This window comes from Stenotrophomonas sp. GD03958 (genome assembly GCF_029839005.1).
Taxonomy (GTDB): Bacteria; Pseudomonadota; Gammaproteobacteria; order Xanthomonadales; family Xanthomonadaceae; genus Stenotrophomonas; species Stenotrophomonas hibiscicola.
In genome coordinates, this window is the sequence record NZ_JAOBZT010000002.1 from 55,378 (window position 1) to 76,312 (window position 20,935).

Genomic DNA, 20,935 nt, shown 5'->3' on the forward strand with positions numbered 1-20,935 from the left:
AATGCAAGCAAGGAAACTCACGCTGGTAGAAATCGGCGTGGGCGGGCTGCCGTCCGCGTCTCCGGTGGCACCGCGCTTTTCCACGTGGTTCCCGGTGCCCTTCAAGGCGCCGGACGTGCCGCCGGCGAACGGGGTCAATCCCACGCCGGTAGCCGACGGCGTCGTGCTCGAATGGGACGCCGTCGATCTGGAGGGTGTGATCTACGTCATCTCGCGCAGCGAGAGCCAGGACGGTCCTTGGACGGAGATCCACCGCACCACCGAGACGCGGTACGTGTACAGCGACGGCAGCGGCAAGACGTGGTGGTTCCAGATCACCCCGACCGTACGCGGCAAGACAGGCACCGGAACCGTAGTGGGCGTTGTTCCGCCGACTACGTCCAAGGACCTGGCCGAACAGCAGGCCAAGCTGGCGGCGGAGATCAGTGCCCGCATCCAAGCGATCGCAGACGAAGCGGCTGCTCGCGCCGCCGGCCTGGCGCAGGCCGCACAGGACTTGGTCGCCGAGGCGCTGCTGCGGCAGCAGGGCGTGACGGAGGCCATGCAGGCGATCAGTGCGGAGGCCCAAGCACGGATCGACGCGCTCCTGAACGAGAAGATGGAGCGCGAGGCGGCGATCAGCCGTGAGGAACAGCTGCGGCAGAGCGCCGATGAATCGTTGGCGCGCGCGGTGTCCGAGGTCGCGGCCGGCAGCGGGACGCAGTTCGACAGCATCAAGCTCTGGCCCTTCAACCAGACCATTGAAGGGTGGACGGGCAACGGTGCGCCAACCCTCGTGGATGGCTGGCTGCGGCCCGCCAACCACGCCACCGCGCCCTGGGTGCAGTCGCCGGTGGCCTTGGCCGTAGACGGCAGCGCATACCGCTTCGTGAAGCTGCGCGTGAAGCGCGTTGGCTCGCCGACGTGGAACGGATTCCTCCAGTGGATCACCACCACGGACCAGGCATGGAACACGCAGAAGCGTGTAGCCATCCCGGAACCGGCGTGGGACGTGAACGGCGTGGCGACCGTCGACGTGCAGGACATTGCGTGGTGGCCGGCCACGGTGGATGCGATTCGCCTGCAGCTGGGGGCGGCGCAGACCGTCGCCAACTACTACCTGATCGACTACATCGCTGTCGGTCGTCCGCAGCCCGGCGCGTCGGTGGCGTTGGTACAGGAAGAAACCCAGGCGCGTATCACCGCAGATGCCGCTGAAGCTCTCCAGCGCAACACGCTGGCCGCTCAGATGCGTGGCAACTACACCGGAACGGATCCGCTGCAGCTGACTGCAGGGCTGGCCTACGAGGAGCTGAAGGCCCGTGTGGCTGCGGACGCGGCGCAGGTGCAGCGCATCAGCACGATGGAGGCCCGCATGCCGGCCGGTGCCGGTTCGCTGGCAACTGCTGCATCGGTTACGACGCTGCAGGAGGCGACCGCCACCACCACGAGCGCGCTGGCTCAGTCGATCACCACGATCAACGCCGCATTGCCGGCGATGATTACGCAGGGCAGCAACATGGTCCTGAACGGCAGCTGGGATCAGGGTAATACCGTGGGCTGGTCGTACAGCAACATGGGCGGCGTCAGCATTGTGGCTGAAGGTCGAAACGGTAAGTGCCTGAAGGTCACCGCACCCAGCGGTAGCCGCAGCATGACCGCAAACGGTGCCACGGACCGCAACATCCCGGTCGTAATGGGAAAGAAATACCGTATCAGCGCCTATTACAAGACCGATGCGGCGTACAACGGGACCAGCGGCAACGGCAAGATTCGTATTGCCAATCAGGATGATGGGCTGATCGCAGGGCTGGCGTTCGCTGCCAATCGTACCGAGTGGACGCGTCTGGAATCCACCGTCACCGCAACCACCATCAGCGCACTGCGCGTGTACGTCAACAGCGATCACACAGCTGGTACGTTATGGGTTGACGACGTTGTGCTGGAGGAAGTGACCGAGCTGCTGGCGAATGCCCAAGCGATCTCGGACCTCAGCACCAGCGTGACGCAGCTGGGTGACACGGTCACGTCTCAGGCAGGGCAGTTGACGGCGCTTCGCAGCGACCTTACCGGCGTTTCTGGGAGAACCGACGCCAACACCCTGGCGCTGACCCAGCTGACCTCGCGCACCACTACGGTGGAGGGCAAGGTGGAGACGGTGGGCACCAGCGTAACGAAGCTGGAAGGCCAGATCCAATCTGTCGGCGGCGACAACCTGCTCTGGAACAGCAGCATGGAAGACGCCCCGGTAGCCACCGCGGCCCCAACCGGTTGGAACCTGGAACGTATCCGCAGTGACGTGGGTGGGACCTTCTCCTACGTCGACTCGTCGCTATCCGGTGGCGGCAAGGCCGTGCGACTCGACTGGACGGCTGTGAACGCCAAAGACTGGGTCGGCCTGAACCGTGCCGGCCCTGGCTCCAACTACGTGAAGGTGGATCCGAACACGGACTACACGCTCTCCTCCTGGGTGCGGGGCGCGGTAGGAACGAAGGCCCAACTCTACGTTCAGTGGATGAACGATTCGGGCGGGACGGTGTTGGGTACGGTGACCCTGCTGGAAGTGGTCATGACCAGCCAGTGGCAGCGGCTGATTCTGCCCGCACGCTCCCGTGGCGATGCCGTACGTGCTCGCGTCTACGTGGGCCGGCAGTTCGCAGACCAGGCGGGGTCGTACTGGCTCGAAATCGACAACGTGCAGTTCCAGCGTGGGTTGGTGGCCACCGAGTACCGCCCTAGCGGTCAGGAGGCGATCAACGTCACCACGCAGAACGTGTCCGCTGTTTCCGGCCTGACCACCCGCATGGTCAACGCCGAGAACAAGGCGACCTCGCAGGCGGACCAGCTGACCAGCCTCACGGCGTCGGTGAACGCGAGCTTCAACCGTGGCGACAACATCAACACCAACTCCGCTTTTGACGGGTCTGCCCAGCCGTTCGCGCTTGACGGGGCGGTGGAATGGGTAAGCGGCGGGGGACAGGTCGGGTCTGCAATCCAGATGACCCACGTCGCGGGAGCGACGAACCCAGCGGTGCGAGCTAACCGTGGCGCCTGGTCTCCACTCCGGGCGGGTACTGGACGGCGCATGCGTACCGTCATCGTGGCACGCGCCACGTCGGGTTCCATTTCCTTGACAGCGCGATGCCGTGTCCGCACGGGAGGCGTGGCGGGCGAGGGCAACAACGACCAGACGACGCCCGTTCTGACTACTGCCTGGCAGCGGTTCGCTTTGGAACACCCCATTGGTGATGACCGTACCGATGCCATGTCCCACGTGTGGGCAACGAACCGGGGAACCGGAACCGCTGTGGTGCTGGTGGATCGCATCGAGTTCTACGACGTGACCGACGAGCTGCTGATCAGCGCCAACGCATCAGCAACGGCAGGGTTGATCACGGCGGTGAACCAGCAGGGCAGCAAGCTGGACGCAACCGCGCAGGACCTGGTGAGCCTGAAAACGCAGGTAGGCAACGTCAACTCTACCGCGTTCAATCAGATGCAGACCACGGTGCAGCAGCACGAGGGCAAGATTAACGCTAACGCTTCGGCTATCCAGAGCGTACAGGCGGGTCTCAGCGGAAAGGCTGATGCCACGGTTGTGCAGGACATGCAGGCGACCGTGCGCAATTTGGGTGGTCAGAGTAACCTGATTCCTAACAGCACCTTCCCGGGGTGGAGTGCTTCCGGCTGGGCATGGCTGTCCAACGGCTACCACTGGCATAATCTTGGTAATCCGACCGGTGGCAGCGATTGGAATCCACCGGGTGTCTTCGGGCTGGGATCCGTCAGTGGCGAGACTATTCCCAATAACGCAGGCGATTACTTCGCCACCAACACAGACATAGCAGTGGAGGCAGGAAAGACCTACTGCGTATCGGCATACCTAGCTTGCCATCGCTCGAAAGTTTACCTATACGCGGAGTTCTTCAATCAGGCTGGGGATATCATCGCCCAAATTGGTTGCCCGGAAGTAGTAAGCCACCAACCGAGCCCGGTTACCTTGGATAGCCTGCGTCGAGTGTTCGGTATCGGCAAGGCCCCTCCCGGGGCTGTCAAAGCTCGCGTAGTCGGCCTCGTGCGAGGCACTGGGGAAGCAAACCCGTACTGGTGGATTTTCCGACCGATGCTTTCTCAGGTTGAAGAGGGTGCCACGCAGCCGCCCCCGTGGTCTTCCGGTGGTATGGAATCGAGTACCGAGTGGTCGGTGGACATGCGGGCGGACGGGTATATCGCGGGCGTTAAGTTGGGTATCCGCAATCAGACTAGCGAGTTCAATATCCTCGCCGACAAGCTCCGCGTCTCGTCTCCTTCGGGTGGCCAGCGCACGGAGTACAGCGACGGGAACTGGCGGGTGTACGACGGTAATGGTGTCCTGCGCGTAGCGATGGGGGTGAACATCTGATGGCGGCGGGCATCAAGGTGTTCAACGGGGACGGGTCGCTGGGATTTGACAGCGGCCAGTTCCGACTGTTCCGACTCATCGCGCGCCTGAACTATGGAACAGGCGACGGCGGCTCGTACTTTACGCGTCGCCCGGAGGACACCGTGCTGACGCCAGTGGCGCTCAACTGGTATCCGCCGGCCTTCACACTCGACGTCGCCAACAGTGCGATCTATTGGAACTTCACCAATGTGCCGGCGCTGTATCGGCTGCCCGGCGTCGTGGAAATTTGGGCACGCTGATGGCAACAGGAATCAAAATCGTCAATGACTTCGGGACGATCCTGATCGATGATCAGTTCCCGGTGCTCACCGTTCTTGCGCAGGGCGTGAGTCAGTTGAACGGCGCCGGCAGTGCATTCATCGGCGACTACGGGGGCAAGGTTGCGGTGCGGGCGGTGTCACTCGTTGGCACGCAGCGGTTCAACTACGTTGATGGCTACCCGGCCGGTATCTACCTGTTCGGCTCGCCTGGTGAGACGGTCGAATGGTGGGTGTTTGCCGAGCCTCAAGGCGCTCCCAGCAACGTCGGCTTGAAGATCTACAACGCTGCTCAACAGCTGATGTTCGACGCCGGCAAGAAGGTGGCCAGGGTGGTAGATCTCCGGGCTGGGCCGGGAAATGGCAACTGGCAGGGCAACATCGGGATGCCTGGCGGTGGACGGAAGTGGGCCGTCCTGCCGCTGGTCAATGCGTTCTCCTCAGTAATGACCTTCACCCGTGCAGGCGCTGGTGGCCCGGATCAGTACTGGCAGCGCGAGAACGTCAGCGTGGCAGGCGGAGCGGTGCTGGGCGATACGGTAGTACTGGGCATGACCCCGCAGTCAATGCGGCAGTACGGTCCATACACCGGCACGCAGGTGCCGGCCGGCTACACCGTGGCCTCTCAGAACGCGGCCATGGCTGTGATGGACATGACCGGCTACTGATTGGCGGCTGGGTTACCTGGCCAGGTCATCACGGCCGCCACACGCTGGGTTAGCCAGATTGCGCCCATGTGCTACTCCGCCCAGATCACCGCCGCCTATCAGAAGCTGGTCAGGATGACCGGCGCCACCCTGTCGCTGCAGGAGTTCGCTGCGCTCTACGCCCACGACCCGGGCAAGAAGCGGCCCAAGACCCCGAAGGCGATGGACGATGCCTTCCGGGCCGGGACGAGCCCGGCGGAGCTGGCGGTGTGGGCTGAGGTTGAGCAGTGGAACCGGGCCGAGGCCGCGGTACTGGAGCAGGAGCTGTTCGCCAACCGCAAGCGGCTGGCTGACGCTGAGCGCTCGCTGCAGGTGAAGGAGACGAAGAAAGCCCGCGAGGACGTGCGGATTGCCGGCAACAAGATCGAGCGGGCCCTGGCTAAGCTGGCCGACCTGAAGCGCACCGAGCCTAAGGACCGCGACAGTCGCATCTTCCCTGGCGTCTATGCCCCGGTGATCGTCTCCGAGGGCGGAAAGCTGGTCATCAAGCCGATGCGCTACCAGTGCCGCCTGGCGGGGAAGCCGGCCAACTACGACCAGCGCTTTCCCGGCACCTACAACGCTCGCCGCGACAGCCTGGAGAAGTTCTGGGCGCCGGCGTTCGGACAAACCCACGGCCTGATGGTGGTCGACACGTTCTACGAGAACGTCGAGGGGCCGGACGGGAAGAACCAGGTGGTGCAGTTCACCCCGCGCACGGGCGAGCCGATGCTGGTGGCGTGCCTGTGGTCGCACTGGGAGGATCCGGCCGGCAAAGAGCCGGATCTGCTGTCGTTCGCCGCCATTACTGACGAACCCGAGCCCGAGGTGGCCGCCGCCGGCCACGACCGGACCATCATCAACATCAAGCCCGAGCACGTGGATGCCTGGCTCAACCCGGATCCATCCGACCTGGGTGCGCTCTACCGGATCTTCGATGACAAGCGGCACCCGTTCTACGAGCACCGGCTGGCGGCTTAGGCGGCCAAGGTCAAGCTGCGCGGGGAGCGGGACCGCCGTCACTGAGGATGTGATCACACTCGACCAAGCGCGCATTGCTGACCATCTGCCGTGCGCCGCACTTTCCACAGGCCAGAACGGTGCCGCCGCGCGTTGACTCGAGGTCCGCTCCCGCGGAGCGTGTGACGTGAGTACAGCGCGGGCATTGCACGGCCAGGCTCGTGATGCATGCGATGCGCCCCTGTTCATCGAGCACCGCATCTATATCCAGCACGTAGAACATTCCTGTGTCAGGCATAGCCGCAACCTCCAAAGTCGGCGCGATCTTGCGCGGTCCGTCGCGTTGGCCGGGTGACGGGTCGCCCTGTTCATTTGCAGATGCCGATGAACTGTTCATCACGCGGCGCTGATCCTCACCCTCGCGTTCGCTAAGGGCTGCTACGGTCTACTGCTCATCAATGAGGTGGGCTATGGCTATCCAGGCAGTCGTGTACGTGAGCGGCGCCGACGTGGAGATCGCCGGCGACAAGCTGGGCCTGTCCAATGGAAAGCTCGATCAGATTGTGGACGACGCGGCCCGGTTCAACCGAGATGCTGGAGTCACGGGGGTGCTTCTCTTCGACGGCGAGCGCTTCCTCCAGTACTTGGAGGGTCCCGAGGACGGGCTGTCAGTGGCCTATTCCCGCGTGCTGGGCGCCAGCAGCCACAACGGTATTGTCGAGCTGCAGAGGGGCAGGGTGGGGCAGCGTCGGCTGCCGTTCTGGCCGATGAAGTGGCTACCCGTTGAATCGGACGAGCTGCGGCGATTGGCCCGCGCAGACTGGACCAGGTTCAACCAGCGTGACGCCGAAGACCCTAACCCGACGGCTATGGATCTCTTGGCGGGGTTGGTCGAGCCATATGCCCTTGCTGCCTGAGGGACGTGCGGGGGGCGAGCCCGGCTCGACCCCCGCAATTCGGTCAAATTGACGATTTCGTCAAATCGCCGGTGCAGCGCTTAACAACTCGTTCCCCAAACGATTCAGGCAGGCCGGCAACGCGATCGCGGCCTTTGCGACGACCGGCCGTATGCTGCCGGCCATGACGCTGCCCCCTGACTTTCGCTGGACAACTCGGTCTGCAAGCCTCCCGGATGACCCGTTGACCGTGATCGCCTGCCACGGCGTCTGGGTGGTGGCCATGATCCGCCGGGTGAACGACGGCATCTGGATTGCCTCGCTGGACCGGCATCGGCATGGCCCGGGCGGTCCGTTCCGCGTGTGTAGCAGCTACGAACAAGGCCGGGCAGGGGCCGAGCTGTGGGTGACCAGGCACGAGGCCAGGCTGCGGGAGGATGTGGCCACCATCCTGGCCTGGCAGGAGAAGGTCCGCGGCAACCGGCTGGCCAAGGCCGACCTGAAACCGCCGTTCGGCTGGATGGGGTGAGGTTCGGCTATGTGATGGCTTTGAAGACCCAACCGCCATATCCCCAAAGCACAGTGCCTGCGATGACCATCACGCAGCCCCAAATCTCGTCGGCCTCAACCGACCTGACCTTGGTAGCCATTGCTTCCTCGGCGGTCTCGCTTGCGAAAGTGGAAGCCCTCGTTATCGCGTAGAACTTCGCGCGGGTCGGTAGAGGAGACCCGTCTGCCGCTTGGCGATGGAAGATCGCGCTCTGTTTGATGTTCAGAAGAAAACCGCCGAGGGTGAAGATCGCGCCCGAAGCAGCAAATAGACCTGAGTCCGGGCAGCGCAGTTCAAGCGCAAAAGACACCCCGGAAAATGCAGTGCAGGCAGCGACAGACCGCCAGCGGTTGAACGCGATCGCTCTGAACGACTTTCCTACCACTCGCTTGAAGTCAATCACTATCGGGCTCCGAGGCAGAAGTTGGCGCCGGCCGGTGTATCAATGACTGAGGCAGCGGCTGGTGAAGGGGATCTCGATGTAGCGAACTTGGTGCGAGCTGCGTGTAGCGCTTCAGCGATTTCCAATCCTTGTGGCCGGTCACGATTGCGACCTCTGGAATGGTGTACCCCTGCTCAAACAGCCTGGACGTTCCCTCGTGACGCAGATCGTGGAAGTGAAGATCCTCGATCTGTAGCCGGTTGCAGGCGCGGCGAAACGATGCACCGATGCTGTCTGCCTTATAGGGGAAGATCAGCGGGCCATTACGGGGCTGACTCGCAATGATCGCCGCCGTCCGCCCCAGCAGTGGCACCCATTGATGGTTGCCCTTCTTGTCCTTGGGATCCTTTCTGTCCCGGATCAGGATCATCGGCTTCTCGCCGCCTTGGTAGTCGTCCCAGCGCAGTGCGACAATCTCACCCATGCGCATGGCCGAATCGATGGCGAACGGGATCAGATCGCGCATCGGGATGGCGCCGAAGTTGAACTTGTAAAAGGCGGCAAGCTCGTCCAGCTCCTGGGCTGTCGGGCGCCGGTCGCGCTCCTCTGGTTTGGCGATTGCTCCGGCGCGGCGCAGTACTGGCCGGACGGCAGTGACCACGTCGGGGATGGTCATGTTCCATAGCGACCGAGCAGCGGCCAGGGCCTCAGCCAGGAACCCGAGTTCCATTGCCATGGTCGCCGGTCCCGGGGCCTTGCCGCCATTCAGTGCAGCGGACGGGTCCGTCCTGGCTCGGATGTGGTTCAAAATGTCCTGCCCGGTGAGGGTGGACACCTCTCGGTCGCCCAGGCTTTCAACCCATCTGCGAAGGTTCCCGCGCTTGGTGGCGGAGATGGGTTTGAACCGGTCCATCTCCTTGATGTACCGATCAATGAGGGTTTCCAGCGTCATGCTCTCCTGCGGGGGAGGCAGGCCAGCTCGAAGGGCGTCTTCTGTAATGCGAGCCCAATCCTCAGCGGCCTTGCGACCGTTGAAGGTCTTCGAGGCGGTAGGATGGGGCTTGATGCGGACCATTGCCCGCCACTTCTTTCCGCGCTTTTCGACTACTGCCATGTCTTGGTGCACTCCCCGCTGCTTGGTGCAGCAGGGGTACATTACACCGGGATCGGCAGGGAAAAACAGGGACTTACAGGGAGTCCCAGCGCACCAAGGATGCACCGAAACATGCGTAAAACGTTGAATTTAAAAGATATTCGCCTTTCCGTGGCGCCCATGATGGACTGGACCGACCGCCATTGCCGCGTGTTCCATCGCGTGCTGGCGCCGGGTGCACGCCTGTACACGGAGATGGTGCACGCCAACGCGGTCATCCACGGCGACCGCGAGCGCCTGCTCGGCTTCGACCGCAGCGAACAGCCGCTGGCGCTGCAGCTGGGCGGCAGCGATCCGGCCCTGCTGGCGCAGGCTGCGCGCATTGCCGCCGAGTGGGGATACGACGAGGTCAACCTCAACTGCGGCTGCCCGTCCGACCGCGTGCAGGCCGGGCGTTTCGGCGCCTGCCTGATGCGCGAGCCGGTACTGGTGGCCGAGTGCGTGGCGGCCATGGTCGATGCGGTCGACATCCCGGTAACGGTGAAGTGCCGCCTGGGCGTGGACGAGGACAACGACTACGACGTGTTTGCCAGCTTCGTCGACCGCCAGGTCGCCGCTGGTGCGGCAATGGTGGTGGTGCATGCGCGCAACGCGTGGCTGAAGGGCCTGTCGCCGAAGGAGAACCGCGAGGTTCCGCCGCTGAAGTACGACTGGGCCTACCGCCTGAAGCAGGAGCGCCCGGCACTGCCGGTGGTGATCAACGGTGGCCTGGCCAGCATCGAGGCGGTACAGGCGCAGGCCGCGCACGTCGATGGTGTGATGCTGGGCCGGGCGGCCTATCACGACCCCTATCTGCTGCATCAGCTGGAGGCGCTGCACACCGGCGCCCCGCTGCAGGCCCGTGGTGACCTGTTGCGCGCGCTGCGCCCCTACGTCGAGGCGCGTCTGGGCGAAGGCCTGGCGCTGAAGCACATCACCCGCCACCTGCTCGGCCTGTTCCATGGCCAGCCCGGTGGTCGCGCATTCCGCCAGGTGCTGAGCGAGGGCGCACACCGCCCCGGTGCGGATTGGACCCTGCTCGAGCAGGCGCTGGCGGTCACCGAACGCGAAGCTGATCGCGCCGCAGCGTGACCGCAGTCACATTCCTGACTTGACAAGGCCAGCGCTTTCGTCCCGAATGTTCACCTAGATGAACAACTCGCGGCATCGCCCGGAAAAGTTCAGATCGGATTCACTGCCCCAAACCAAGAATTTGCAAAGGAATTGTAAAGGCCGGGTCCCGCACCCGGCTTCCGGATTTACGACTTTTGAACGAATCGCCGTGCTCGGCTAGGATCGCATCGATGTCTTCCGCTCCCTTCCATCGCCGCATTGCCCTGGCCACCTGCGTGGCGCTGTCGGCTGTGCCGCTGTCGTCGGCGCTTGCGCAGCAGCCGCCGCGCGGCGACCAGGGGCGCGCGGAGATGATGGAGCGCGGCGAGCGCGGTGGCCGTGGCGACGAGCGCTCGCTGTCCGACGCCGTGCGCCGCGTGCAGCGCACCACCGGCGGCCACATCCTCGGCGCCGAGCGCGTGCCGTTCGATGGTCGTGACATCAACCGGGTGAAGTACATGGACGACCGGGGCCGTGTCCGCTACATGGACGACCCCGCCCCGTCGCGTTCACAGCCGCGCACGCCGCGGTCGGATATGTCATCACTACGCGGCGATAACCCCTGAACAGGGATAGTTGTCGCTATCAACCCGTACCCCACAGGCCTCCGGGCCACACCCAGGACACTAGGGAGAGTTCATGCGTATCCTTCTGGTCGAAGACGAAGCCCCGCTGCGTGAGACCCTGGCAGCCCGGCTCAAGCGCGAAGGCTTTGCCGTCGATGCTGCGCAGGACGGCGAGGAAGGCCTCTACATGGGGCGTGAAGTTCCGTTCGATGTCGGCATCATCGACCTCGGCCTGCCCAAGATGTCGGGCATGGAGCTGATCAAGGCCCTGCGTGACGAAGGCAAGAAGTTCCCGGTGCTGATCCTGACCGCGCGTTCGAGCTGGCAGGACAAGGTCGAGGGCCTGAAGCAGGGTGCCGACGATTACCTGGTCAAGCCATTCCACGTCGAAGAGCTGCTTGCCCGCGTCAACGCGTTGCTGCGCCGCGCCGCCGGCTGGAGCAAGCCGACGCTGGAATGCGGTCCCGTTGCACTGGATCTCGCCGCCCAGACCGTCAGCGTCTCTGGCAGCAATGTGGACCTGACCAGCTACGAGTACAAGGTGCTGGAGTATCTGATGATGCACGCCGGTGAACTGGTCTCCAAGGCCGACCTCACCGAGCACATCTACCAGCAGGACTTCGACCGCGATTCGAACGTGCTGGAAGTGTTCATCGGCCGCCTGCGCAAGAAGCTGGACCCGGATGGCGAACTGAAGCCGATCGAGACCGTGCGCGGCCGCGGCTACCGTTTCGCGATCCCGCGCAACGAGGGCTGAGCCGGCTCCGCCTGGCGACACCATGATGTCCGGCCGTCTGTGGTTCTTCCGACGCTGGCGGCCGCGCTCCCTGCAGGCGCGCCAGATGCTTGCCGCGTCCGTGGGCTTGGTCGCGTTCCTGGCGCTGGCCGGTTACGCGCTTGACGCCGCCTTTGCCGATACGGCCAAGGCGAACCTGCGCGAGCGCCTGAAGAACTACGCCACCGCCTACGCGGCCGGCATCGATTTCACCCGCGACCGCTCGCTGTACATCCGCGAGCAGCCGCCGGATTCGCGCTTCGACGTGCCGGGCAGTGGCCTGTACCTGCAGGTGGTGATGCCGCACGGAAAGGGCAATTCGATGTCCGCCGAAGGCCCGATGCTGCCCACCGTCGGCGGCGGCCTGCTGGCACCGCGCCAGGAAGTGTTCGAAGGCCCGCTGCCGATGATCCAGATCGACGGCAGCCAGGGCTCGGTGTACCGCTATGGCCTGGGCCTGGTGTGGGACGCCGACGCCGACCCGGCCACCGAATTCCCGTACACCATTTATGTGATGGAAGACTCGCGCGCGCTGGGTGCGCAGCTGCGCGTGTTCCGTGGCCGTGTCTGGTTCTACCTGGGCGGCATCGGCCTGATCCTGCTGCTGCTGCAGACCGTCATCCTGCAGTGGAGCCTGCGTCCGCTGCGTCGGGTGATCACCGAGCTGACCAAGGTGCAGCGCGGCGAGACCGAGCGCATGAGCGAGCGCCACCCGCGCGAGCTGGAACCGCTGACCGACAGCATCAACGCCTTCATTGAAAGCGAGCGCGAGAACCTCGAGCGCCAGCGCAACACCCTGGCCGACCTGGCACACAGCCTGAAGACGCCCATTGCGGTGCTGCGCACGCAGATGGACAGCGGCGCGGGCGATGGCGCGCTGCGCGAAGAGCTGGATGTGCAGCTGCAGCGCATGAACAACCTGGTTTCGTACCAGCTGGCACGTGCTGCGTCGTCGGGCCACAAGCTGTTCTCCGCGCCGCTGCCGATTGAATCCAACGCCGAGGAGATCGTGCGCGGCCTGGAAAAGGTCTATGCCTCCAAGGGCGTGCTGTGCGAATTCGACATCGACCCGGCCGCGCGCTTCCACGGCGAACCGGGCGACCTGCAGGAACTGCTCGGCAACCTGCTGGAAAATGCCTTCAAGTGGGCCAACCGCCGCGTGTTGCTGACCGCGCAGCCGCTGCCGGCACCGAACGCGCGCCGCGCAGGCCTGCTGCTGGCGGTGGACGACGATGGCCCGGGCATTGCCCCGGACGACATCGGCAAGGTGCTGCAGCGTGGCGTGCGTGGCGACGAGCGCGTGCAGGGCCACGGCATCGGCCTGTCGATCGTGCAGGACCTGATCAAGGATTACCGCGGCGAACTGGCCGTCGGCCGTTCCAGCGAACTGGGCGGCGCCCGTTTCGAAGTGCGCTTGCCGCCGGGGCCGTAAGCCCCCGCAAACGGTAGTGCCGGCCGCTGGCCGGCAACCTCATGATCCTCGGTGGCATTGCCAGGGTGCCGGCCAGCGGCCGGCACTACCGTATTGCGATCCTGGGCGGCTCGCCATAGAACCGCCGCAGCTGCGCGGCCACCTCCGGCAACGCCTGCTGCAGCAGATCCGGTGCCGAGAAGTGATACTCGCTGGTCACCGCGAAGAATTCTTCCGGCGCTTCGGCCGCATACGGATCGATCAGCGTTTCTTCGCCCGCATCCACCTGCGCGCAGAACGCATCGTAGGCGCGCTGGAAGATGGCCGCCCACTCACGCTGCCATTCGCGCGGCAGCGGCGGCGTGCCGTCCATCGCGCCATCCAGTGCATCCAGCTTGTGCACCATCTCGTGCACCGCCACGCAGTAGCCCTCGTGCGGCGTCGCCAGGTCGGCCTGCACATCGGCCCAGGACAGGATCAGCGGACCGCTGTCCCACGACTCGCCAATCAGTTCGTCATCCCACTCATGCAGTACGCCGGCTGCATCCATGTGGCTGCGATGTACGCGGAATGCATCGGGGTAGACGACCAGCTGCGACCAGCCTTCCAGACCCACCTCGCCGAACTCCAGCAGCGGCAGGCAGCACAGCGCCGCCAGCAGCACGCCATCGCCGGCCTCCAGCTGCAGCTCGCCGATCGGCGTGATGGTCTTCTCGTGCAGGAAGCGCGTGGCCAGCACGCGCAGGCGTGCGCGGCGTTCGTCGTCCAGACCGCGCAGCCAGGCCGCACGGCGGCAGGCCTCATTCCACAGTACATCGTCGATAGGCCGCGGCGCAGGTCGCAGCCACTGCAGCAACGACTTGATCAGCGGAACATTCCCGGCAGGTAGCTGTGCCACTTCGGTGCGCGGATGCGCTGCAGCACGTCGTCGTCGCTGCCACCGCCGCCCGTGCTGGTGCTGGCTGCCGGGCGGACCGGTGCCGGCTTGGTGGTGGCGGCCGAAGCGGTCGCGGTCGGTGCACGCTGCGAGGCGGCATCGCCGTTGGAGGACACGCAGGCGCCGCGGCTGTCGTCCAGCGCTGCCGTCGCAGACGCCGCGAAGGGCATCGTCAGCAGGATCAGGCAATGGGCATAGCGGCGCATTGACGACATCCACGTTAAGGGAAGGTGAGTTCCCGATTCTAGCCCGAACCCGGCGCCCCGTTGGAAGCCCCCGCAGAACCCAGCGTGGCGGGCGCCGCTGGCGGCTTTCCCGCATAATTCCTTCCTGACTTCGTGGAAGCTGCCGTGGACGACCGCCAATTGCTGGCCAAACTCGCTGCCGGTCGCCTCTCCGGCGACGCCCTGGCCCGTGAGCTGGGCCAGACCCGGGCGGCCATTTGGAAGCGTATTCAAGGACTTAGAGCCGCCGGTGTGGACATCGAAGGCCGTGCAGGTGAGGGCTATGGCCTGACCCGCCCGGTCGACCTGCTGGACCCGGATGCGATCCGTGCCGGCCTGCCCGCCGAGGTGCTGCCGCTGCTGCACGACCTGCAGGTGGCTTGGACGGTGGACTCGACCAATGCCGAATTGCTGCGTTGCAGCGCGCCCCAGCGCGGGGTGAGCGTCCTGCTGGCCGAACGCCAGACCGGCGGCCGCGGCCGTCGCGGCCGTACGTGGGCGTCGCCGCTGGCCGCGCATGTGTACCTGTCGGTGCTGCGGCTGTTCTCCGGTGGCCTCGGCCGCCTGGCCGGGCTGAGCCTGGTGGCCGGCATCGCCGTGGCCGAAGCGCTGCACGACCTGGGCTACACCCAGGCGCAGCTGAAGTGGCCGAATGACCTGATCGTCGATAGCAAGCGCAAGCTGGTCGGCCTGCTGGCCGAGGGCGGTGGCGAATATGCCGGCCCGGCGCGCGCGGTGATCGGCATCGGCATCAACACGCACATGCCGCCATCCTTCGCCGAGCAGATCACCCAGCCGTGGGTGGACCTGGACACGCTGGCCGGCAAGCCGGTGGACCGCAACGTGGTGGTTGCTGCCGTGCTGGCGCGCCTGCTGCCGGCACTGGAAGAATTCGATCGCGAAGGCCTCGCTCCCTTTCTGCCGCGCTACGCCGCGTTCGACATGCTGGCCGGTCGCGAAGTACGGGTGGAACTGGAAGGGCAGTGGCAGCATGGCACCGCGCTCGGCCTGGCCGATGACGGCGCCTTGCGCGTGCGCATCGATGGCCGTGAGCGCCTGCTGCACGCCGGCGAAGTCAGCGTGAGGGCGGCATGAGCGATTGGTTGTTCGACCTCGGCAACTCGCGCTTCAAGTTCGCGCCGTTGCAGGGCGACCGTGCCGGTGACGTGCAGGCCTGGGCGCATGGCGCCGAAGGCATGGCCGGACAGCCGCCGCACAGCCTGCCCAGCGGCACCACCGCGTTCGTGGCCAGCGTGGCCGCACCGTCGCTGACCAGCGCGATGCTGGACCAGCTGCAGCGTCGCTTCGAGCACGTGCACGTGGTGCGTACCAGCGCCGAATGCGCCGGCGTGCGCATTGCCTATGCCAAGCCCGAAAAATTCGGTGTGGACCGCTTCCTGGCCCTGCTGGCCGCGGCCAAGGCGCAGCGCCCGGTGCTGGTGGTCGGGGTGGGCACCGCACTGACGATTGATCTGCTCGACGCGGACGGCCAGCACCACGGCGGCCGCATTTCCGCATCGCCCACCACCATGCGCGAAGCACTGCATGCCCGTGCGGTGCAGCTGCCGGCTACCGGCGGTGACTACAGCGAATTCGCCAACGACACCGCCGACGCGCTCGCCTCCGGCTGCGATGGTGCGGCCGTGGCGCTGATCGAACGCAGCGCCCAGCAGGGGCACGCGCTGCTGGGCGTTGCACCGTCGCTGCTGGTGCACGGTGGCGGCGCACCGGCGCTGATGCCGTTGCTGCCCGGCGCCGACTACCACCCCTCGCTGGTGCTGGATGGTCTTGCCCGCTGGGCGGTGCACCAGCCCGCAGGCTAGTATCCGCGCATGCTGACCCGTGCCCTGATCGTCGTACTGGCCATCCTCAACCTTGGCGTCGCCTGCTGGTGGCTGCTGCGCGATGCACCACAGAAGCCTGCGCCGCCACCGCAACCCGCGGGCGTGGCCGAGCTGCGCTGGGTGCCCGGTGGCGTGGATGCCGCCGCGGCCGCCGAAGCCACGGCTGCCGCGCCGACCGCGCCGTTGATGGAGCGCGAGCCGGCGGAGAAGACGGCCGTGGCTGTAACGCCGGCGCCCGCCGCCCCGGCCAAGCCGGAGATTGCCAAGCCGCAGGCGGCTGAGGCTACGCCGGTTGCTGCCGCTGCCATGCCGGCAACACCGCCTGCATCAGCCCAAGCGCCGGGAAAACCCGCAACCCCGCCCGAGGCTGCCGAACCGCCGCGCTGCGTCGCACTGGGCCCGTTTGCCGACCGCGCCGCCGCGGCCAATGCGCAAGGCAAGGCCGGCACGCTGCTCAGCCAGGTGCGCCTGCGCGAACAGCCCGCTGCCAGCGGCAGTGCCCGTTACCGGGTGATGCTGCCGGCCGCCGCCAACCGCGAAGAAGCCCAGGCCACCGTGAAACGCATCGTCGCCGCTGGCCTGAGCGACTACTACATCATCAGCCAGGGCGAGGAGGCCAACGCCGTGGCGCTGGGCCAGTACCGCAACCGCGAAGGCGCCGAGCGGCGCATGGCGGCGGTGCAGGCCGCCGGCTTCCAGCCGCGCCTGGTGGCCAGCGGCGACTCCGGCCAGTGGTGGCTGGAAGCGCAACTGGCGGCGGGCACCCAGCCGGCCCAGGCCCAGCAGCGCAGCGGGGCGGCACAGAGCCGGTCGCTGGATTGCACGCGGTTGCGCTAGAATCCCCGGACCGCGGCGCTGCCGCCGGTGCGCCACCACGCCGCTTTAGCTCAGTTGGTAGAGCAACTGTCTTGTAAACAGTAGGTCATCCGTTCGATTCGGATAAGCGGCACCACCAAACTCCAGTTGTGCAGCTCGACACGGGCGGCGCAGTAATCGGTCGAGCACTGCTCTCTGCTGCGTCTCTCCCCTTCTTTTCCTTCCTTGCTGTTATCTCATCTTGCACCTGACGAGGTGCGTCCCACCTGCCTGTGCGCGTGCTTCGTGGTCTATGCGCGTTTCTCGTAGTCGAAAATGTGTAGCCATTAGGCTACATTTTTCCATGAAGATCCAGCGTACCCGTCAGTTCGCGACATGGATTGACGCTCTCTCAAGGACGTAACTGCACGCGCTCGCATCCTGGCCCGCATCGGTCGGCTCTCCGAAGGCCATCCGGGTGATCACCGCCATCTGGGGGACGGTATTTCCGAACTGCGTATCGATGCAGGGCCGGGCTACCGCCTGTACTACACCCAGCGCGGCAGGCAGTTGCTGATTCTTTTGGTCGGAGGTGACAAAAGCTCACAGCAACGCGATATCGAAAAGGCCAGGGAGATTGCACGTGCCCTGTGAGCGTCGAACCGGCTGTAGTCGAAACGAATCAATACCGAAGTACTGGAGCTGTTCCATCATGGCCACCAAGAAAAAAGTCGAACTCAAAGCATTTGATGTGGCCGAACACCTTCGGACACCCGAAGAAATGGCAGCCTATCTCGACGCCTGCATCGAGGAAAGCGACGGCGATTCCGCGTTCATTGCCAAGGCGCTCGGCGACATCGCGCGCGCTCAGGGTATGAGCAAGGTTGCGCGCGCGGCGGGCCTGTCGCGCGAGAGTCTTTACCGCGCACTGTCCGGCGAACGCAGCCCCGATTTCGCCACCATCCTGAAGGTGACCCGTGCCTTGGGTGTGCGTCTGCATGCCAGTGCCGCGTGAGGCATCAAGGCACTGCGCTCCACTTCCGCCGCCTCAAGAAGTCAGGTGCGATCAGTCTCAATCAAACCGAATGATGCGGATCAACCCTCTTGTCGACGATCCGTCTCCGAAGGCGGCCACCGTGCCACAGGGGAATACCTCTTTCGCACCATCATGGTTGACGAATGAGATCGTGCAGTGTGCCCGCGTCCCAGGCGTGATGCGGGTAACGGCGCGGTCATTCAGCACGAAGCTGTACCACATGAATTCAGGGCTTATGGAAAGCGCCCTGGGACGCGCGGTGGAGGCGATCATCTCGGCAACAGCGCCACCGCGCGAATCCACTTCGTCCAGTCGCAGTTCAACAAAAACAGGTTTCAGGTTTGGATAGGGTGTGCGCATTTCAGGAGTGGGTCAGCCTGATTCGATAGCCGGGGTAGCGAGGCGTTGACGCTGTGCGTTGGAATCCCACCGTTCTGCATTACTGAGCCCCCTGCACCTGCAACGCCACATACTCCGCCAGCCCCCGGCAGGCCAGCATCAGTCCCTCGCGCGTGCCATCGCCGATATCGTCTTTCTCTTCCCCGTCCACGCGCACGCGCTCTGCGGCGTGATACAGCTCCAGCAGCGACACCAGGCCCACTGCGGCGCGATCCCTGCGTGCGGCGGCCACCGTGTCGCCAGGTGTGCTTGCCGGTCCCGGCCACGGCTGTCCATCGGCGGCGTCACCGGCCTGGATGCGCTGCAGGCATCCGGGCAGGTTGATCGGCGCGGGCGCCTCGTTCGCGGCGGCAAAGGCGGCTTCCAGCGGCTGCGCCAGTTCGAGCGGCAGATGCAGGGCGGCGTCGCCCAACGTGGCGGTCAGATACGGGTAGAGCGTCTTGGACATGCGGGCATCCTCGTCAGGCACGGAGGCGCGCCACGATAGGGTGGCGGGCGATGCGTGGCTTCCAAGACCGGAAATCGATGAGCCGGCGGGCACAGGGCCCCCACGCACCGCCCGCCGTCGATCGGCGAACGGATTGCCAGCCGGCGCCGCTTTTGGGAAGACGGCGCCGGCTGGCAAGCGTATACAGCTTCGATTAAACGGGCTTGGAAGTCCCGACCACCTTTGCAGGTGGCGATTCATCATGCGCACGCGAAATCCCCGCCTGCCAGTCGTTTGTTTCGATGGCATCGGGTGATCTGAAAGGAAAAGTGAATTATCGCGTTTGGCCCGTTTCGAGCATCGCAATGCCAGAAGCGACATATAGAGCGGGGCTGCACTCCACCGCGAATCCGGCGCCGTCTTCGCTATCGCGCTGCCCATCACGACCCACGTGGTGAAGCTGGCTCAACTGCGTGACGCCGATCAAGCGGCGCTGAGTCTGTGTCCCATGATGGCAGTCAGGCATGTGGTTGCTCGCGTGTGAATTGACCTGCAGAAGCACGCCAATGGTGCTATCACGTGGTGCCATCAATCCTCCTGGGTGGGGAGGGACGGCTTGGCCGGCCCGACTGTGACTTTGCCGGAGCCTCCGCCGCCGCCTCCACCGTAGCTGCCGCCGCTGATGGGCCCGGTGTAACCGCCGCCGCCACCGCCACCGCCATTGCCATTCCCGCCGCCGCGAGGGGGAGGGCTCGTTGTGATGGGCTCACGCGAAGTCCCATTCCAGTCCTGGCTATCGGTCATTTGGTAGGTCACGCAGTGGGACGCGTTGCAGACGATGACCTTGGATCCTGGTTGGATGGACTCATTGAAGGTTCCGGAATTTTTCTTGTTCGTCACCTGCGTGTATCTGGTCAGGAACGCTCTGGTAGCTGTGTCTGGAAGTGGGGTCTGCCCACGACACGGTGTGCAGGACGCTGGGCCGAACACGGTTGAAGGGTTGCCGAAAGGCCAGGTTGCATGCGCGAATGGAAGTGCGGCGAATGCTGCCAGGACCACGATTGCCGCAATAATTATCTTTGTTCTCATATTATTAAGCCGTTTGTCTATTTTTGGTTTGCAGGATTACCAATCGAACGTCATTGGCAGCATGATTGGTAGATTTCTCTTGAGATTTCCTGCGCACGAATGATCTGCTCTGCCTGCATGCTGCTGGACAGGCGACTTATCGATTCCGCCGAGTACTGGCTTGGATGCACGCGGTGCAGGGCCATCCAGTAGCCGAGGCTCCTGGTGTAGGAGCGCTCGGCGACTATTCCTCTGTCATAGATGTTTGCGAGCGCTTCGATGGAATCCAGGTTTCCTGAAGAAACAGATTCGTTCAGATACTCCACAGCGTTCCGGCGAAAGTCGATCAACCTGCTGGGATCAGAGAGGACTTCGGTGAGATTGCCGATGGCGGCGCGAGGGTTCTGGGCGTACATCAGTCGGGCTTCAATGGACCCTTGAGCGGCTGCCAGTGACAGCCAGTTTTCTCCCGTGATGTCGGTTCGTTGGGCAATCGCCTTGCAGTTCTCGATTTCTTCTTCGATACGCCTCGAGAACTGCTCGGCAAGTCCCATGGATGAGTACACCTTGTACTCACTGTCGTCGCCCGGATCGAGGGCTCGTTTGCAGCTGGCAAGCCTCGAGTGTATTTCGTAGCTTGCTTGGCCGTCGCCAGATTTTGATCGCTGCATTCTCTGGTCGATGTAGTTCGTGGCATCGCCTCTGTATTCGGGAGGCCTGATGTCGATCAGGAAAGCTTTGGGTCCCAACGCGATGCGCGCATTGACCGTCGCGGTGGATCGCTGTGCAGCGGTCCTTGCCGTACGCGGATCGGCTATTTCATGGGTTGAAGCTTCATCCACCGACGCCAGAAGTGGCGCGTGCTCTGCCGAGGAGGTATCGGCGCCGGATACCGAGCAGGACGCGGTCAACACCGTGAGCGTGCCGATACACAGGTGCTTGCTGAGTGGCGCCAAGAAGCCGGCTGGGAGTCTACTTCGATTCAATGCGGGAACATCCGAGCCTCCAATTTGGGCGAGAACCTTCGCTGCACTGAAGGGAAAGCGATAGAGCC

21 protein-coding genes, 1 tRNA gene and 1 pseudogene are annotated in these 20,935 nt (G+C 64.7%); 16 read left to right on the forward strand and 7 right to left on the reverse strand.

Features of this window, described 5'->3' with window-relative positions; all coding sequences use genetic code 11:
* Position 1: 1 nt before the first annotated feature.
* The 6 genes from N5C25_RS00945 to N5C25_RS00970 all read left to right on the forward strand — a co-directional run bounded on the left by N5C25_RS00945 (position 2) and on the right by N5C25_RS00970 (position 7,751).
* Complete coding sequence (locus N5C25_RS00945) at positions 2 to 4,381, forward strand: carbohydrate binding domain-containing protein (protein ID WP_279936167.1); 4,380 nt, start codon at positions 2 to 4, stop codon at positions 4,379 to 4,381.
* Positions 4,381 to 4,662 carry a hypothetical protein gene (locus tag N5C25_RS00950; RefSeq protein ID WP_279936168.1) on the forward strand — a complete coding sequence of 94 codons (282 nt, stop codon included), beginning with the start codon at positions 4,381 to 4,383 and terminating at the stop codon, positions 4,660 to 4,662. Before N5C25_RS00945 ends, N5C25_RS00950 begins: the two co-directional genes overlap by 1 nt.
* Positions 4,662 to 5,348: a hypothetical protein gene (locus tag N5C25_RS00955; RefSeq protein WP_279936169.1), complete on the forward strand. Its 687-nt coding sequence runs from the start codon at positions 4,662 to 4,664 to the stop codon at positions 5,346 to 5,348. The genes N5C25_RS00950 and N5C25_RS00955 overlap by 1 nt, the downstream gene beginning before the upstream one ends.
* A gap of 66 nt (positions 5,349 to 5,414) precedes the next feature.
* Positions 5,415 to 6,347 (forward strand): SOS response-associated peptidase family protein, encoded by a 933-nt coding sequence (locus N5C25_RS00960; RefSeq protein ID WP_279936170.1) that lies wholly within the window; start codon positions 5,415 to 5,417, stop codon positions 6,345 to 6,347.
* Between the two features lie 449 nt (positions 6,348 to 6,796).
* A complete protein-coding gene (locus tag N5C25_RS00965) occupies positions 6,797 to 7,243 on the forward strand; it encodes a BLUF domain-containing protein (protein ID WP_279936171.1) in 447 nt (148 codons plus the stop codon).
* A gap of 223 nt (positions 7,244 to 7,466) precedes the next feature.
* On the forward strand, positions 7,467 to 7,751 hold the full coding sequence (locus tag N5C25_RS00970) for a hypothetical protein (RefSeq protein ID WP_279936172.1): 285 nt from the start codon (positions 7,467 to 7,469) through the stop codon (positions 7,749 to 7,751).
* A 7-nt stretch (positions 7,752 to 7,758) separates the two neighbouring features.
* Here N5C25_RS00970 and N5C25_RS00975 read toward each other — a convergent pair whose 3' ends face one another.
* Together N5C25_RS00975 and N5C25_RS00980 are read right to left on the reverse strand one after the other, a co-directional pair.
* Positions 7,759 to 8,175, reverse strand: a complete 417-nt coding sequence (locus N5C25_RS00975) for a hypothetical protein (RefSeq protein ID WP_251103711.1) — start codon at positions 8,173 to 8,175, stop codon at positions 7,759 to 7,761.
* Positions 8,168 to 9,229: a site-specific integrase gene (locus tag N5C25_RS00980; protein WP_279936173.1), complete on the reverse strand. Its 1,062-nt coding sequence runs from the start codon at positions 9,227 to 9,229 to the stop codon at positions 8,168 to 8,170. Before N5C25_RS00980 ends, N5C25_RS00975 begins: the two co-directional genes overlap by 8 nt.
* 150 nt (positions 9,230 to 9,379) lie before the next feature.
* Here N5C25_RS00980 and dusA point away from each other — a divergent pair, with 150 nt between their 5' ends.
* The 4 genes from dusA to N5C25_RS01000 all read left to right on the forward strand — a co-directional run bounded on the left by dusA (position 9,380) and on the right by N5C25_RS01000 (position 13,172).
* Complete coding sequence (gene dusA, locus N5C25_RS00985; RefSeq protein WP_279936174.1) at positions 9,380 to 10,378, forward strand: tRNA dihydrouridine(20/20a) synthase DusA; 999 nt, start codon at positions 9,380 to 9,382, stop codon at positions 10,376 to 10,378.
* A gap of 212 nt (positions 10,379 to 10,590) precedes the next feature.
* Positions 10,591 to 10,965 (forward strand): hypothetical protein, encoded by a 375-nt coding sequence (locus N5C25_RS00990; protein WP_058979781.1) that lies wholly within the window; start codon positions 10,591 to 10,593, stop codon positions 10,963 to 10,965.
* A 73-nt stretch (positions 10,966 to 11,038) separates the two neighbouring features.
* Positions 11,039 to 11,722 carry a response regulator transcription factor gene (locus N5C25_RS00995; RefSeq protein ID WP_053520384.1) on the forward strand — a complete coding sequence of 228 codons (684 nt, stop codon included), beginning with the start codon at positions 11,039 to 11,041 and terminating at the stop codon, positions 11,720 to 11,722.
* A gap of 25 nt (positions 11,723 to 11,747) precedes the next feature.
* Positions 11,748 to 13,172: a sensor histidine kinase gene (locus N5C25_RS01000; RefSeq protein WP_032953760.1), complete on the forward strand. Its 1,425-nt coding sequence runs from the start codon at positions 11,748 to 11,750 to the stop codon at positions 13,170 to 13,172.
* Between the two features lie 85 nt (positions 13,173 to 13,257).
* Here the strand turns inward: N5C25_RS01000 and N5C25_RS01005 are convergent, their stop codons facing one another.
* Positions 13,258 to 14,049, reverse strand: a complete 792-nt coding sequence (locus N5C25_RS01005) for a M90 family metallopeptidase (protein ID WP_186008950.1) — start codon at positions 14,047 to 14,049, stop codon at positions 13,258 to 13,260.
* Positions 14,016 to 14,294, reverse strand: coding sequence for a hypothetical protein (locus N5C25_RS01010; protein ID WP_005407696.1), 279 nt, complete (start codon positions 14,292 to 14,294; stop codon positions 14,016 to 14,018). Before N5C25_RS01010 ends, N5C25_RS01005 begins: the two co-directional genes overlap by 34 nt.
* Before the next feature lie 144 nt (positions 14,295 to 14,438).
* Here N5C25_RS01010 and birA point away from each other — a divergent pair, with 144 nt between their 5' ends.
* The 6 genes and pseudogenes from birA (at position 14,439) to N5C25_RS01040 (ending at position 17,966) form a co-directional block, all read left to right on the forward strand.
* The gene (gene birA, locus N5C25_RS01015; RefSeq protein ID WP_058979785.1) at positions 14,439 to 15,407 is read left to right on the forward strand and encodes a bifunctional biotin--[acetyl-CoA-carboxylase] ligase/biotin operon repressor BirA; all 969 of its coding nucleotides are present in this window, start codon (positions 14,439 to 14,441) and stop codon (positions 15,405 to 15,407) included.
* Positions 15,404 to 16,135 carry a type III pantothenate kinase gene (locus N5C25_RS01020; protein WP_019661840.1) on the forward strand — a complete coding sequence of 244 codons (732 nt, stop codon included), beginning with the start codon at positions 15,404 to 15,406 and terminating at the stop codon, positions 16,133 to 16,135. The genes birA and N5C25_RS01020 overlap by 4 nt, the downstream gene beginning before the upstream one ends.
* Before the next feature lie 9 nt (positions 16,136 to 16,144).
* Complete coding sequence (locus N5C25_RS01025) at positions 16,145 to 16,993, forward strand: SPOR domain-containing protein (RefSeq protein WP_058979787.1); 849 nt, start codon at positions 16,145 to 16,147, stop codon at positions 16,991 to 16,993.
* Between the two features lie 39 nt (positions 16,994 to 17,032).
* A tRNA-Thr gene (locus N5C25_RS01030) sits at positions 17,033 to 17,108 on the forward strand.
* A gap of 207 nt (positions 17,109 to 17,315) precedes the next feature.
* Positions 17,316 to 17,605 (forward strand): annotated as a pseudogene (locus tag N5C25_RS01035) (type II toxin-antitoxin system RelE/ParE family toxin).
* Between the two features lie 58 nt (positions 17,606 to 17,663).
* A complete protein-coding gene (locus tag N5C25_RS01040) occupies positions 17,664 to 17,966 on the forward strand; it encodes an addiction module antidote protein (RefSeq protein WP_058979789.1) in 303 nt (100 codons plus the stop codon).
* Between the two features lie 57 nt (positions 17,967 to 18,023).
* Here the strand turns inward: N5C25_RS01040 and N5C25_RS01045 are convergent, their stop codons facing one another.
* From N5C25_RS01045 to N5C25_RS01055, 3 genes are all read right to left on the reverse strand, one after another.
* On the reverse strand, positions 18,024 to 18,347 hold the full coding sequence (locus tag N5C25_RS01045) for a hypothetical protein (protein WP_080398774.1): 324 nt from the start codon (positions 18,345 to 18,347) through the stop codon (positions 18,024 to 18,026).
* 79 nt (positions 18,348 to 18,426) lie between these two features.
* The gene (locus tag N5C25_RS01050; RefSeq protein ID WP_058979791.1) at positions 18,427 to 18,834 is read right to left on the reverse strand and encodes a hypothetical protein; all 408 of its coding nucleotides are present in this window, start codon (positions 18,832 to 18,834) and stop codon (positions 18,427 to 18,429) included.
* 1,118 nt (positions 18,835 to 19,952) lie between these two features.
* A complete protein-coding gene (locus tag N5C25_RS01055) occupies positions 19,953 to 20,837 on the reverse strand; it encodes a hypothetical protein (protein WP_279936175.1) in 885 nt (294 codons plus the stop codon).
* Positions 20,838 to 20,935: the final 98 nt, after the last annotated feature.

Bases quoted from the DNA above. Each gene is read 5' to 3' on its own strand.
- N5C25_RS00945 (WP_279936167.1), top strand. From the start codon at position 2: ATGCAAGCAAGGAAACTCACGCTGGTAGAAATCGGCGTGGGCGGGCTG.
- N5C25_RS00950 (WP_279936168.1), top strand. From the start codon at position 4,381: ATGGCGGCGGGCATCAAGGTGTTCAACGGGGACGGGTCGCTGGGATTT.
- N5C25_RS00955 (WP_279936169.1), top strand. From the start codon at position 4,662: ATGGCAACAGGAATCAAAATCGTCAATGACTTCGGGACGATCCTGATC.
- N5C25_RS00960 (WP_279936170.1), top strand. From the start codon at position 5,415: ATGTGCTACTCCGCCCAGATCACCGCCGCCTATCAGAAGCTGGTCAGG.
- N5C25_RS00965 (WP_279936171.1), top strand. From the start codon at position 6,797: ATGGCTATCCAGGCAGTCGTGTACGTGAGCGGCGCCGACGTGGAGATC.
- N5C25_RS00980 (WP_279936173.1), bottom strand. From the start codon at position 9,229: ATGGTCCGCATCAAGCCCCATCCTACCGCCTCGAAGACCTTCAACGGT.
- dusA (WP_279936174.1), top strand. From the start codon at position 9,380: ATGCGTAAAACGTTGAATTTAAAAGATATTCGCCTTTCCGTGGCGCCC.
- N5C25_RS00990 (WP_058979781.1), top strand. From the start codon at position 10,591: ATGTCTTCCGCTCCCTTCCATCGCCGCATTGCCCTGGCCACCTGCGTG.
- N5C25_RS00995 (WP_053520384.1), top strand. From the start codon at position 11,039: ATGCGTATCCTTCTGGTCGAAGACGAAGCCCCGCTGCGTGAGACCCTG.
- N5C25_RS01000 (WP_032953760.1), top strand. From the start codon at position 11,748: ATGTCCGGCCGTCTGTGGTTCTTCCGACGCTGGCGGCCGCGCTCCCTG.
- N5C25_RS01010 (WP_005407696.1), bottom strand. From the start codon at position 14,294: ATGCGCCGCTATGCCCATTGCCTGATCCTGCTGACGATGCCCTTCGCG.
- N5C25_RS01020 (WP_019661840.1), top strand. From the start codon at position 15,404: ATGAGCGATTGGTTGTTCGACCTCGGCAACTCGCGCTTCAAGTTCGCG.
- N5C25_RS01025 (WP_058979787.1), top strand. From the start codon at position 16,145: ATGCTGACCCGTGCCCTGATCGTCGTACTGGCCATCCTCAACCTTGGC.
- N5C25_RS01040 (WP_058979789.1), top strand. From the start codon at position 17,664: ATGGCCACCAAGAAAAAAGTCGAACTCAAAGCATTTGATGTGGCCGAA.
- N5C25_RS01045 (WP_080398774.1), bottom strand. From the start codon at position 18,347: ATGCGCACACCCTATCCAAACCTGAAACCTGTTTTTGTTGAACTGCGA.
- N5C25_RS01050 (WP_058979791.1), bottom strand. From the start codon at position 18,834: ATGTCCAAGACGCTCTACCCGTATCTGACCGCCACGTTGGGCGACGCC.